We start from the raw sequence: 12770 nt of genomic DNA on the forward strand, positions 1-12770 counted from the left end.
GGACCGCCCCGCCCCGGCGGGTGCCTAGACTGGGGCGCGCCCGGGCGAGCGGAATCCCGGGGAGGGGAGTGCGACAGTGACGGCAGGCGTCGGGAGCTTCGGCAACGCCAAGGGCGCCGGAGGTTCCCTCGACGACCTCTGCGACCCGTCGGCCGAACTGCTGGCCGAGGCGGCCGCGGCCTTCGGGCTGCTCGCCTCCTCCGCCCGGCTGCACCTGATGTGGGCGCTGGCCCAGGGCGAGAGCGACGTCAGCGCCCTCGCCGAGCGGGTCGGCGGCGCGCTGCCGGCGATCAGCCAGCACCTGGCGAAGCTCAAGCTCGCGGGGCTCGTGCGGTCCCGGCGCGAGGGGCGGCGGGTGGTGTACCTGGTGGCCGACCCCGACGTCGTGACCATCGTCCGCCTCATGGTCGGCCAGCTCGCCGACCGCCGGGCCGGCGCGGACGCCGGCGCCCCCGCCGGACGCCTCCGTGGTCTGGGCGCCTGAGTCCTCCGCGGCGCCCGGCCCGGGCACCGGCACCACCCTGCAGGTGCTGCGCGCCCTGGCCAGCGGGCCCCGCGGCCTGACGGAAGCGGAAGCCGAGGAGCGGATCGGCCGGTACGGCGAGAACACCCTGCCCGGCCGCCGCCCCGCCTCCTGGCCGCACCGCTTCGCCCGCAGCCTGCGCGACCCCTTCACCGCCGTCCTGCTCGGCCTCGGCGTCGTCTCGGCGCTGCTGGCCTCCTGGGGCACGGCCCTCGTCATCTGCGTCCTGGTCACGGTCAGCTGCGTGCTGCGGGCCACCGGCGAGCACCGCGCCGACCGCTCGGCGGCCGCCCTGCGCGAGCTGGTCGCCAGCACCGCGACCGTACGCCGCCGCGCCACCGACACCTCGGCGCCGGAGGTGCGCGAACTGCCCGTCGACCAGCTCGTGCCCGGCGACGTCGTGCTGCTCGCCCCCGGCGACCTCGTCCCCGCGGACCTGCACCTGCTGCGCGCCCGTGGACTGACCGTCCACGAGGCCGCGCTCACCGGCGAGTCGGCCCCCATCGCCAAGACGGCCCGCACCGCCTCGCAGGACCCCGCGGCGACCGGCCTGGACCTGCCCCACCAGTGCTTCCAGGGCAGCAGCGTCGTCTCCGGCACCGGCACGGGCGTCGTCGTCGCCACCGGCCGGCGCACCCTGCTCTCCGGCGCCCTCTCCGGCGCACCCCGCCGGCGCCCGCCCGGCCCCTTCGACCGCTCGGTCAACGGCATCGCCTGGACCCTCGTCCGGTTCATGCTGCTCGTCGCCCCCCTGGCCCTGGTCGCCGGCGCCCTCGTGCGCGGCCGCGGCCTGGAGACCCTGCCCTTCGCCGTCGCCGTCGCCGTCGGGCTCACGCCCGAGATGCTCCCCGTGATCGTGACGGCCTCCCTCGCCCGCGGCGCCGCCCTGCTCGCCCGCGGCGGCGAGGTCGTCGTCCGCCGGCTGCCCGCCCTGCACGACCTCGGCGCGGCCGACGTGCTGTGCGTCGACAAGACCGGCACCCTCACCGAGAACCGGCCCGTCCTCGCCCTCGCCGAGAACGCCGCCGGCCACCCCGACGACGACGTCCTGCGCTGGGCGGCCCTCGGCGCCCTGTGGACGCTCCACCTCGCCGAACTGCCCGTCCCCGACGCCCTCGACGACGCCGTGCTCGACGCCTGCCCCGGCGACCTCGACGACCTGCCGTACGAAGGCGTCGACGCACTGCCCTGCGGACCCGGGCGGCGCCTGGCCACCGCCGTCGTACGCCGCCCCGGCGACCCCCGCTTCGCCCTCGCCGGCACCCACACCCTCGTCGTCAAGGGCGCCCCCGAGGACGTGCTCGACCGGTGCGCCCTCGATGCGGCCGACCGCGAACGGCACCGGCAGCGCGCCGCCGGCCTCGCCGCCGAAGGACTGCGCGTCCTCGCCGTCGCCCGCGCCGAACGACCCGCCCGCGAGCGGCCCTACACCGAGGCCGACGAACACGACCTCACCTTCACCGGCTTCCTCGCCCTGCGCGACGCGCCCGCCCCCGGCGCCGCCGAGGCCCTCGCCGCCCTCGCCCGGCACGGCGTCACCGTCAAGGTGCTCACCGGCGACCACCCCGGCACGGCCGTACGCGTCTGCCACGAACTCGGCCTCGCACCCGGCGATGCGGTCACCGGCGACCGCATCGACGCCCTCGACGACGCCGCCCTCATGCGGCTGGCCGCCACCACCACCGTCTTCGCCCGCTGCACCCCCGCCCACAAGGCCCGCGTCGTCACCGCCCTGCGCGGCGCCGGGCACACCACCGGATTCCTCGGCGACGGCGTCAACGACCTCGCCGCCCTGCACGCCGCCGACGTCGGCGTCTGCCCGCGCGACGGGGTCGACGTGGCCCGCGAGGCCGCCGACGTCGTCCTCGCCGCCAAGGACCTCACCGCCCTGGACCGGGCCATCGTCACCGGCCGGCGCAGCACCGCCAACATCGGCTCCTACCTGCGGATCACCCTGTCCTCCAACATCGGCAACGTCATCGCCATGCTGGCGGCCGGGCTCATGCTGCCGTTCCTGCCGATGCTGCCGGCGCAGGTCCTCGTCCAGAACCTCTTCTTCGACACGGCCCAGCTCGCCCTGGCCTTCGACCGCCCCGGCCCGGCGGCGGCCGCCACCCCCGCCGTCCTGCGCCCCCGCGCACTCCTGCGGTTCGTGACCGGCTTCGGCCTGCTCAACGCGGCGGCGGACGTGGCGACGTTCGCGGTGCTGGCGGCGGGGGACGAGGGGGTCTTCCATGCGGGGTGGTTCACGGAGAACCTGCTGACGCAGGCGATGGTGATGGTGCTGCTCCGCACGGGGCGCCTGCCGGGGCCCTTGCGGGCGGCGGTTGCAGGATTGGCGCTGGCGGGGCTCCTGCTGCCGGCGTCCCCGGCGGGGGCGGCGCTGGGGATGGCCCCGCTGCCGGTGCCGTATTACGGGGCGCTGGGTGCGGTTCTCGCCGTCTACGGGTGCGCGCTGGCGGTGGCGCGCCGCCGCTAGGGGGTGCCCCGTAAGGGGCGCGGGGAACTGCGCGATCGGCCACCGACGGCCCGCAGCCGACGCATCTGCGGACGCGTCGTGGCTTGTCGCGCGCACGCGGCGCAGCCGCAGATCGATACTGCCCCGCGCCCCTACGGGGCACCCCCAGGGGTCCGGGGGCTTGCCCCCGGGAGACGGGGAGAGGGCGGGGCTGGGGATCAGCCCGCCGCAGGCGCTACCAGTTGCCGCCGCCGAAGTCGCCGCCCCCTCCCCCGTCGCCACCGCCCCAGTCGCCGCCGCCCCCGAAGTCGTCGGGGTTGTAGTCCGAGCCCGTGTAGTCGCCGCCCTCCGGCCCCGCCGGCGGAGCCGCGTACGCGGGGGAGCCGCCGAGCATGCCGCCCAGCATCGTGCCGACGAGGAGCCCGGGCAGCAGGCCGCCGCCGAAGTAGCCGCCGGCCCACGGCGCGTACGCCGGTCCCGCGTCCCAGTAGGGCCGCGGCCCGTACGCGGTCTGCACCTCGCGCGCCATCGGCTCCTGCCCGCTCGCCAGCCGGGTCGCGTCGGCCGCGCAGGCCGGCACGGTACGCAGGGCGCCGCCGGGGGGCGCCCACTGGACGTCCTGTACGGAGGGCCCGTGCCGCGGGTCGAAGAAGCAGGGGGGCCGCCGCTGCGGCAGGGGCGTCCCGGTGCGCCGGGCGGCGAGGGTGGCGAGGGCGAACCGGCCCTCTTCCAGGGTCGCCGTGACGCCGCGCACGTCGTCCGGTTTGCTCGCGGCCGCCATTTTCGACTTGGCCTCGTCGTAGGCGTCGAGCGCCCGGCTGTAGTCGGCCCGCATCTCGTCGGTGGCGCCGGTCTCGGTGGGGGAGAAGTCGAGCCGGTCGAGTTCCTCGCCGAAGGCGGTGATGTCCTCGTCGACGACGACGCGCAGGGCGTCGAGCTCGGCGCGCTCGCGTTCCTCGCGCTTGCGCCGGCCGCGCCGGTAGAGGGCGTAGGCGCCGGCGCCGCCGGCCACCACGAGGGCGCCGCCGGTGATCAGGCCGGTGGTGCCGACGCCCTTGCCGCTGCCGCCCCAGGAGCCGGGGGCGTGGCCGCGGGCGGTGCGGGTGGCCTCGTCGACGAAGGCGTTCAGCTGGGCGTTGGTGTCGCCGTCGGTGCGGCGGACGGAGCCGACGAGGTTGGTGACGGCGTTGCGGGACATGACGCTGCGGTCGGCGGCGGCGTTGAAGGCGTCGCCGAGGTGGACGGCGTAGACGCCGGCGAGGCCGACCTTGGTGCGCAGGTCGCGCAGGACGGTGGCCCGGGGGTACTCGGGCGCGTCGGGCAGGACGGCGACGAAGACGGGCTTGTCGGCGTCCTTGATCTTCCGGGCGAGGGCGTCGGCGTCGGCCGGGGGCAGTTGGCCGGCGGCGCGGGGGTCGACGAAGACGGGGTTCTTGCGCAGGGCCTCGGCCACGGTGTCGAGCCCGCCGGCAGCGTGGGCGCCGGGGCCGCACAGTGCCGTGCCGGCCGCGAGGAGGAGGACCGCGAGGAGGGTCACGAGCCGGTGGACGGCGCGGGGGACGGCGGTGGCGGGCATGGGGAGCTCCTTGGAGGGGTCACGGTCTACTGTGCACCTACCACAAGTGCGGATCAATCAGGCATATCGCCGCACGCCATCCGCACGTCATCCGCACGCCATCCCCGCATCACCCGTAGGAGAGATTGGCGCAGGGGTCGTCGTCCGCCGACCGGGCGCCACGGGCGACGTCCGGGGAGAGCGTGGCGGGCGGGGGTTCCGTGCTCGGCGAGGGAGTCGGACTCGCCGCCGTCGCGTAGTCGCGGCCCAGGGTCAGGGTGATGCCGCTGATGTCCGCCCCGCGGACGTAGGCCCCGGGGAAGAGCCGGGCGAGGTCGCGGGCGTGTCCGGCCTGTCCGGAGCCGAATTCGATGACGGTGGTGGCCTGGTCCTGGGAGCGGGCGGTGGCGGTGCCGGTCACCTCGAAACCGTGCTGCCCGATGGCAGCGGCGGCCCGGGCGGCGAGCCCGTCGACCTCGGTGCCGTTGCGCACGGCGACCTTCGCGCCGCCGCCCGAGATCGGCGCCGGGGTGGACGGCGTGGCCTGCGGGGCCGCCCCGCCGCCGAGGCCCGCGTTCTTGCCGTCGACGGTGCGGTCGGCGCGCAGGGCGGCCCACAGGGCGTCCGCGTCGGGTTGGACGACGGCGACGCGGTTGCCCTCGTACCGCCAGGGCAGGGTCACGAACTTCATGTCGTGCAGGTCGATACCCTTGAGCGACATCGCGAACGACACCATCTTCTGCGCGGAGCCCAGACCCGGGTCGACGGTCAGGGACTTGGTGGCCGCATCGGCGAGCGGCAGCAGCGTGGTGGGGTCGAAGCCCTGGGCGCGCACCTTCTTCACGAGCGAGGACATGAAGGCCTGTTGGCGTTGTATGCGCCCGATGTCGGAGCCGTCGCCGATGCCGTGCCGTACGCGGACGTAGTCCAGGGCGCGCTGCCCGGAGACGGTCTGCGGGCCCTTGGGGAAGAGCAGTTTGCCGCGGGAGCCGAGGTTCGGGTTGAGGTCCCCCTGGTAGACGTCCTTGGGGACGCAGACGTCGACGCCGCCCACGGCCGAGGTCATCGCGGAGAACCCGGCGAAGTCGACGACGACGGTGTGGTCGACGCGCAGTCCGGTCAGGCGCTCGACGGTGTTCTGCGTACAGGCGGGGTTGCCCTGCGGCGATTCGCCCACGGAGAAGGCGGAGTTGAACATCGCGCGGGGCTGCTCGGCGGTCCAGGTGCCGTCGGGCCTGCGGCACGGGGGGATGTCCACCAGCGTGTCGCGCGGGATGGAGACGGCGACCGCGTGCTTGCCGTCGCCGTGGACGTGCAGCAGGAAGGCCGTGTCCGAGCGGCCCACGTCGCCCTCGCCGCCGCCGAGCTCGCTGTTGCCGCCGGCGCGCGAGTCCGAGCCGATGACCAGGACGTTCCGGCCGCCGACGCCGGCGCCGGGCCGGTCCTTGGAGAGCCCGTCCGCATCGAAGGTGTTGATGTTGCCGTTGAGCCTGAGGTACAGCCAGCCGGCGACGGCGGTCACCAGCACCAGGAACGACACCACGATCACGGTGAAGGTCCGCAGCCGCGCGCCCCCGCCCCCGGTCCTGCCTCGCCTGCCGCGCCTGCCGCTCATGTCCGTACCCTCATCGCTCCCCCGGTGTCCGTGCGTTTCCGCACGGTGAGACGGGCGGCCACGGACTTTGGTTGTCCAGTTGCGCAATCTAGCAAGTATTGTGGGCTCGGCTGTCCGGCCGGGACGCATCCAAACCAGTCAGATGAGAGGTGGTGGGCCGCCGTGCTGCGCAATGCCCTGGAGCCCTGGCACATCCTCGTGGTCGTACTCGTCATGGTCCTGCTCTTCGGATCGCGCAAACTGCCCGACACCGCGCGGGCCCTCGGCAAGTCGATGCGCATCCTCAAGAGCGAGGCCAAGGCGATGAAGGACGGGGCCGACGCAGGAGCCGGCGCAGGTGCCGACACGAAGGCCGCAACTGTAGACGGCCCCCGGTGACCCGGACGTCACCCGGCGATCACCTGCGGTACACCCGCCCCTGGTGAGCTTCCTCGCGGCCGCCCGGCACCCCGCCGCGGCCGAGCTAGGAGGAAGCAACCATGGGTTCTCGTCCGTACCGACGCCGTCTCGCCTGGAGCGCCGCCGCGCTCCTCGTCGCCGGTGTCGCCGTGCCCGCCGCCCAGGCGGCCTCGGAGCACGGCGGCCAGTCGGACGCCTTCGCCCACGCCCCGAAGAAGGCCAAGAACGTCATCCTGCTCATCGGCGACGGCATGGGCGACTCCGAGATCACCCTCGCCCGCGACTACACCGTGGGCGCGGCCGGGCGGCTGAACATGGACAGGTTCCCGATGACCGGCGCGTACACCACGTACTCGGTGGACAAGAACGGCAAGCCGGACTACGTCACCGACTCCGCCGCATCCGGCACCGGCTGGGCCACCGGCCACAAGACCGTCAACGGCCGCATATCCAAGACGCCCGGCACCGACAAGCCCATGACCACCATCCTGGAGCTCGCCCAGCGCGGCGGACTGGCCACCGGCAGCGTCACCACCGCCGAGATGACCGACGCCACCCCGGCCGTCCTCGCCTCCCACGCCACCGACCGCAGCTGCCAGGGCCCGGCCGACATGAAGGCCTGCCCGAACGACACCATCGCCAAGGGCGGCCCCGGCTCCATCGCCGAGCAGAGCGTGAACCACAAGGTGGACGTGCTCCTCGGCGGCGGCAAGGCCCGCTTCGACCAGAAGATCACCGAGGGCCCGTACAAGGGCCTGACCGTCACCGAGCAGGCCCGCAAGCTCGGCTACCAGGTGGTGACCGACAGCAAGGGCCTGGCCGGCGCCCGCTCCGGCAAGCCCGTCCTCGGCCTCTTCGCCGACGGCAACGTGCCCGTCGAGTGGACCGGCAAGGCCGCTGCCGTCGGCGGCACCGCCGCCCAGCGCTGCGTGACGAGCAACCCCGAGCGCAAGGCCGGCACCCCCGCCCTGGAGGAGCAGACCCGCCGCGCGCTGGAGCTGCTGAACACGCCCAAGGCCAAGAAGAACGGTTTCTTCCTGCAGGTCGAGGGCGCCTCCATCGACAAGCGCGACCACGCCGCCGACCCCTGCGGCCAGATCGGCGAGACCGCCGCCTTCGACCGCGCCGTGAAGGTCGCCCGCGACTACGCGGCCAAGCACCCCGACACCCTGGTCGTCACCACCGCCGACCACGGCCACAGCAGCCAGATCGTGCCGCTGGAGGCCAACCCGCCCGGCCTGTCCTCCACCCTGATCACCAACGAGGGACAGCAGCTGAAGGTCAACTACTCGACCAACACCCCCGGACAGTCCCAGGAGCACACCGGCACCGAGGTCCGCATCGCCGCACAGGGCCCGAGCTCCCAGCGCGTCCTCGGCGTGACCGACCAGACCGAGCTGTTCACCACCATCCGCACCGCGCTCTCCCTGCGCTGACCCACCCACCCGCACGGGCCCGGCCGCTGTGGGGGCGGCCGGGCCCGTGTGCGGTCACGCCAGTTATCCGGCCCGAACATTGGTGGATCACGCACCCGGTGCAGGACCCCTCAGCATCAACACTGAGAGATCCGTCCCCACCGCGCGCAGGAGGAACCCCGATGTCCGGGTCTCGCGTCCTGGCCCTCGGCCACTACCAGCCCGCCAGGGTGCTCACCAACGACGAGCTGGCCACCATGGTCGACACCAGCGACGAGTGGATCCGCACCCGCGTCGGCATCCGCACCCGTCGTGTCGCCGCCCCCGACGAGACCGTCGCCAGCATGGCCGCCCGGGCCGCGGCCAAGGCCCTGGCCGCCAGCGGCCTCGACCCGGCCGACATCGACCTCGTCCTCGTCGCCACCTGCACCGCCGTCGACCGCAGCCCCAACACCGCCGCCCGCGTGGCCGCCGAGCTCGGCCTCGCCTCGCCCGCGGTCATGGACGTCAACGTCGTCTGCGCCGGCTTCACCCACGCCCTCGCCTCCGCCGACCACGCCATCCGCGCCGGGGCCGCGACCAACGCCCTGGTCGTCGGGGTGGAGAAGTTCACCGACGTCACGGACTGGACCGACCGCACCACCTGCGTCCTGGTCGGCGACGGCGCCGGCGCCGCCGTCGTCACCGCCGCCGAGCAACCCGGCATCGGCCCCGTCGTGTGGGGTTCGGTGCCCGAGATGGGCCACGCCGTACGCATCGAGGGCACGCCCTCGCGCTTCGCCCAGGAAGGCCAGTCGGTCTACCGCTGGGCCACCACGCAGCTGCCGCCGATCGCCCGGCGGGTGTGCGAGCGGGCGGGGCTCGCGCCGGAGGACCTGGCGGCGGTGGTGCTGCACCAGGCGAACCTGCGCATCATCGAGCCGGTGGCCCGGCGGCTGGGGGCGGTCAACGCGATCGTCGCGAGCGACGTGACGGAGTCCGGCAACACGTCGGCGGCCAGCATTCCGCTGGCTCTGTCGAAGCTCGTGGCCTCCGGCCGCGTCGAGCCGGGAGCACCGATCCTGCTGTTCGGCTTCGGTGGCAACCTCTCGTACGCGGGCCAGGTCATCCACTGCCCGTAGGGCGGGGCCCGGAGGGCTTCAGAACACCGACCAGCCCGTCAGCGACGTGAAGTGGTCCAGCGCCGCGACGCCTGCAACGGAGTTGCCCCGCGTGTCGAGCCCCGGGCTCCAGACGCACAGCGTGCAGCGCCCCGGTATGACGGCGACGATGCCGCCGCCCACGCCCGACTTGCCCGGCAGCCCCACCCGGTACGCGAAGTCGCCCGCCGCGTCGTACGTGCCGCAGGTGAGCATCACCGCGTTGATCTGCTTGGCCTCCCGCCGCGGCAGGAGCCGCGAGCCGTCGGTGCGCAGGCCGTGCCGGGCCAGGAAGCCGCTCGCGAGGGCGAGGTCGCGGCAGCTCATTTCGACGGAGCACTGCCGGAAGTAGTGCTCCAGCACGGTCGGCACGGGGTTGTCGAGGTTGCCGTAGCTGGCCATGAAGTGGGCGAGGGCCGCGTTGCGGTCGCCGTGCTCGGACTCGGACTTGGCCACGGCCGCATTGAAGGCGACGTCGGGGTTGCCGCTCTCGGCGCGCAGGAATTCCAGCATCGTGGCGCTGGCGTCGCCCGTCAGGCTCTGGAGCCGGTCGGTGACGACCAGGGCGCCGGCGTTGATGAAGGGGTTGCGCGGAATGCCGTGCTCGTACTCCAGCTGCACCAGCGAGTTGAAGGGATTGCCGGACGGCTCGGTGCCGACCCGTTCCCAGATGCGGTCGCCGCCGTGCGCGAGCACCAGGGCGAGGGCGAAGGCCTTGGAGATCGACTGCACGGAGAAGGGCCGTTCCCAGTCCCCCACGCCGTACAGGCCGCCGTCGACGTCGGCGACGGCCATCCCGAACTGGGCGACGTCGACCTCCGCGAGGGCGGGGATGTAGTCGGCCACCTGTCCGCGGCCGACCAGCGGCCTCGCGAAGGCGGCGACCTCTTCGAGTACGGCCTGGTAGTCCACGGTGGTGTGCTTCCTCTTCTGCTCGCTGGCCGGGCCAGCGTACAAAATGGGGGGCGTGACCAGCGACAATCCCCCCGATCCGGCCGCGTTGCGCCCGCTGCTGCCCTCTGCTGTGCAGGAGCTGGCCGACGATGCGTTCGCCCGGCGCGGCCTGCGGCTGCTGCTCAAGCGGGACGACCTCATACATCCGGACCTGCCCGGCAACAAGTGGCGCAAGCTGGAGCCGAACCTGCGCGCCGCGGCCGCCGCCGGCCGGCGCACGCTGCTCACGTTCGGCGGGGCGTACTCCAACCACCTGCGGGCCACGGCCGCCGCCGGCCGGCTGCTGGGGTTCGCGACGATCGGCATCGTGCGCGGTGACGAGCTGGCGGACCGCCCGCTGAACCCGTCCCTGGCGCAGTGCGCCGCGGACGGCATGCGGCTGCGCTTCGTCGACCGGGCCACGTACCGCCGCAAGACCGAGCCGGAGGTACTGGCCGCGCTCGTGCCGCAGGACTGCTACGTCGTGCCGGAGGGCGGCAGCAACGCGGCCGCCGTCCACGGCTGCCAGGTGCTCGGCCGCGAGCTGCGCGGCGTGGCGGACGTGGTGGGCGTCGCCTGCGGCACGGGCGGCACGCTGGCGGGCCTGGCGGCCGGCCTGGGGCCGGGACAGCGGGCGATCGGCTTCCCGGTGCTCAAGGGCGGCTTCCTGGGCGAGGAGGTGCTGCGCCTGCAGCGGGAGGCGTTCGGCGGGCGGCGCGGGCAGTGGGTGCTGGACGAGCGCTTCCACGCGGGGGGCTACGCCCGGCGGACGCCGGAGCTGGAGGCGTTCGCGGCGGACTTCGAGGCCCGGCACGACGTTCCGCTGGAGCGGGTGTACGTGGCGAAGATGCTCTTCGGGCTGACGACGCTGGCGCAGGAGGGCGCGTTCGCGCCGGGCACGACGGTGGCGGCCGTGATCACGGGCGCGTGACGAAGATCCGCCGGAGACGGCTAGGGCGTGTCCGGCTGATCACGCAGTGCCCCGTAGGGGCGCGGGGAACTGCGCGATCAGCCGGCGACGGCCCGCAGCCGACACGCCACCCCGGGGGCCGACTGCGGGCGCGTCGTGGCTTGTCGCGCCCACGCGGCGGCAGCCGCACATCGACAGAGCCCCGCGCCCCTTCGGGGCGCTAGGCCGTCTCCTCGCGGTATGCGGCCGCCTCCTCCAGGTCCAGGCGCCGCAGCAGCGTGCGCAGCATCTCGTCGTCGATGCGCCGCGCGTCCCGCAGGGCCACGAACACGGCCCGCTCCGCCCCGATGACCTCGCGCGACAGCCGCCGGTAGGTGTCGTCGACCGACTCCCCCGTGCGCTCGTCGACCGCTCCGAGGCGTTCCCAGACGGCGTTGCGGCGGCGTTCGAGGACGGCGCGCAGGCGGTCGGCCAGGGGGGAGGGCAGGGCGTTGCGCTCGTCGGCGAGGAGTTCGGCCAGGCGCCGCTCCGCGGCTTCGGAGGCCTCGCTCTGGGCCTGGGCCTCGACGAGGGTGTCCCTGCCGGGGTCGCGCTGCGGCAGCCGGAGCCGGCGGATCAGCGGGGGCAGGGTGAGGCCTTGCACCACGAGGGTGCCGATCACCGTGGTGAAGGTGAGGAAGAGGATGAGGTTGCGGGCGGGGAAGGGCCCGTGCGTGGCGGCCACGGGTACGGAGAAGGCGATGGCGAGGGAGACGACGCCGCGCATGCCCGCCCAGCTGATGATCACTGCGCCCTGCCAGGTGGGGTTCTCCTCCCGTTCGCGCACGCGCCGGGACAGGGCCCGGGGCACGAAGGTGGCGGGGAAGACCCACAGGAAGCGGGCGAGGACGACGGCCGCGAAGACGGCGAGCGCGTAGATCAGGGCCTCCCCCACCCCGTACGTGCCCAGTTCCCGGAGCACCACCGGCAGCTGGAGGCCGATCAGCATGAAGACGGCGGATTCGAGGAGGAAGGCGACCATGCGCCACACGGCGGCCTCCTGCAGCCGGGTGGCGAAGTCGACCTGCCAGGAGCGGTGGCCGAGGTAGAGGGCGACGACCACGACGGCCAGCACGCCGGAGGCGTGCAGTTGCTCGGCGGTGCCGTAGGCGACGAAGGGGATGAGCAGGGAGAGGGTGTTCTGCAGCAGGGGTTCGCGCAGGTGGGTGCGCAGCCAGTGGAGCGGCACCATCAGGACGAAGCCGACGACGACGCCGCCGAGGGCGGCGAGGACGAATTCGCGGATGCCGTGCGCCCAGCTGACGCTGCCGCCGACGACGCCGGCGACCGCCACCCGGTAGGCGGTGATGGCGGTGGCGTCGTTCACCAGGGACTCGCCCTGCAGGATGGTGGTGAGCCGCGACGGCAGGCCGAGGCGGCGGGCGATGGCGGTGGCGGCGACGGCGTCGGGCGGGGCGACGACGGCGCCGAGCACCATGGCGGCGGCGAGCGGCAGCCCGGGGACGACGAGGTAGGCCGCGTAGCCGACGAAGACGGTGGCGAACAGCACGTAGCCGAAGGACAGCAGCGCCACGGGCCGCAGGTTGGCGCGCAGGTCGAGGTAGGAGCTGTCGAGGGCGGCGGTGTGCAGCAGGGGCGGCAGGAGCAGCGGCAGGACGATGTGCGGATCGAGGGCGTAGTCGGGCACGCCGGGGACGTACGCGGCGGCGAGCCCGGCGGCGACGAGCAGCAGGGGGGCGGGTACGGGGGTGCGGCGGGCGGCGCCGGCGACGACGGCGCTGGCGGCGACCAGCAACAGCAACGGCATGACGTCCATGGGCTCC

At 74.3% G+C, this 12770-nt stretch carries 10 protein-coding genes; 6 read left to right on the top strand and 4 right to left on the bottom strand.

Annotation, left to right across the window (positions count from 1 at the left end; translation table 11 throughout):
• Positions 1–157 precede the first annotated feature (157 nt).
• Entirely contained in the window at positions 158–484 is a 327-nt protein-coding gene (locus AB0K17_RS00720; RefSeq protein WP_344437389.1) for a metalloregulator ArsR/SmtB family transcription factor, read from the top strand.
• The gene (gene mgtA, locus AB0K17_RS00725) at positions 468–3002 is read left to right on the top strand and encodes a magnesium-translocating P-type ATPase (protein WP_365981662.1); all 2535 of its coding nucleotides are present in this window, start codon (positions 468–470) and stop codon (positions 3000–3002) included. The genes AB0K17_RS00720 and mgtA overlap by 17 nt, the downstream gene beginning before the upstream one ends.
• Before the next feature lie 214 nt (positions 3003–3216).
• Here the strand turns inward: mgtA and AB0K17_RS00730 are convergent, their stop codons facing one another.
• Both AB0K17_RS00730 and AB0K17_RS00735 read right to left on the bottom strand, forming a co-directional pair.
• Complete coding sequence (locus AB0K17_RS00730) at positions 3217–4557, bottom strand: hypothetical protein (protein ID WP_365981663.1); 1341 nt, start codon at positions 4555–4557, stop codon at positions 3217–3219.
• A gap of 109 nt (positions 4558–4666) precedes the next feature.
• The gene (locus AB0K17_RS00735; protein ID WP_365981664.1) at positions 4667–6151 is read right to left on the bottom strand and encodes an LCP family protein; all 1485 of its coding nucleotides are present in this window, start codon (positions 6149–6151) and stop codon (positions 4667–4669) included.
• 162 nt (positions 6152–6313) lie between these two features.
• Here AB0K17_RS00735 and tatA point away from each other — a divergent pair, with 162 nt between their 5' ends.
• The 3 genes from tatA to AB0K17_RS00750 all read left to right on the top strand — a co-directional run bounded on the left by tatA (position 6314) and on the right by AB0K17_RS00750 (position 9086).
• On the top strand, positions 6314–6529 hold the full coding sequence (tatA, locus tag AB0K17_RS00740; protein ID WP_365981665.1) for a Sec-independent protein translocase subunit TatA: 216 nt from the start codon (positions 6314–6316) through the stop codon (positions 6527–6529).
• A 101-nt stretch (positions 6530–6630) separates the two neighbouring features.
• A complete protein-coding gene (locus AB0K17_RS00745; protein WP_365981666.1) occupies positions 6631–7986 on the top strand; it encodes an alkaline phosphatase in 1356 nt (451 codons plus the stop codon).
• A gap of 161 nt (positions 7987–8147) precedes the next feature.
• Positions 8148–9086 carry a beta-ketoacyl-ACP synthase III gene (locus AB0K17_RS00750; protein ID WP_365965283.1) on the top strand — a complete coding sequence of 313 codons (939 nt, stop codon included), beginning with the start codon at positions 8148–8150 and terminating at the stop codon, positions 9084–9086.
• Between the two features lie 18 nt (positions 9087–9104).
• Here the strand turns inward: AB0K17_RS00750 and AB0K17_RS00755 are convergent, their stop codons facing one another.
• The gene (locus tag AB0K17_RS00755) at positions 9105–10016 is read right to left on the bottom strand and encodes a glutaminase (protein ID WP_365965284.1); all 912 of its coding nucleotides are present in this window, start codon (positions 10014–10016) and stop codon (positions 9105–9107) included.
• Between the two features lie 46 nt (positions 10017–10062).
• On the opposite strand from AB0K17_RS00755, the gene AB0K17_RS00760 reads away from it, so the two are divergent.
• Positions 10063–10968 carry a pyridoxal-phosphate dependent enzyme gene (locus tag AB0K17_RS00760; protein ID WP_365981667.1) on the top strand — a complete coding sequence of 302 codons (906 nt, stop codon included), beginning with the start codon at positions 10063–10065 and terminating at the stop codon, positions 10966–10968.
• Positions 10969–11167: 199 nt separating this feature from the next.
• Here AB0K17_RS00760 and AB0K17_RS00765 read toward each other — a convergent pair whose 3' ends face one another.
• Complete coding sequence (locus tag AB0K17_RS00765; RefSeq protein ID WP_365981822.1) at positions 11168–12763, bottom strand: Na+/H+ antiporter; 1596 nt, start codon at positions 12761–12763, stop codon at positions 11168–11170.
• Between the last annotated feature and the right edge of the window lie 7 nt (positions 12764–12770).

Source organism: Streptomyces sp. NPDC049585 (assembly GCF_040675615.1).
GTDB classification, from domain to species: Bacteria; Actinomycetota; Actinomycetes; order Streptomycetales; family Streptomycetaceae; genus Streptomyces; species Streptomyces luteosporeus.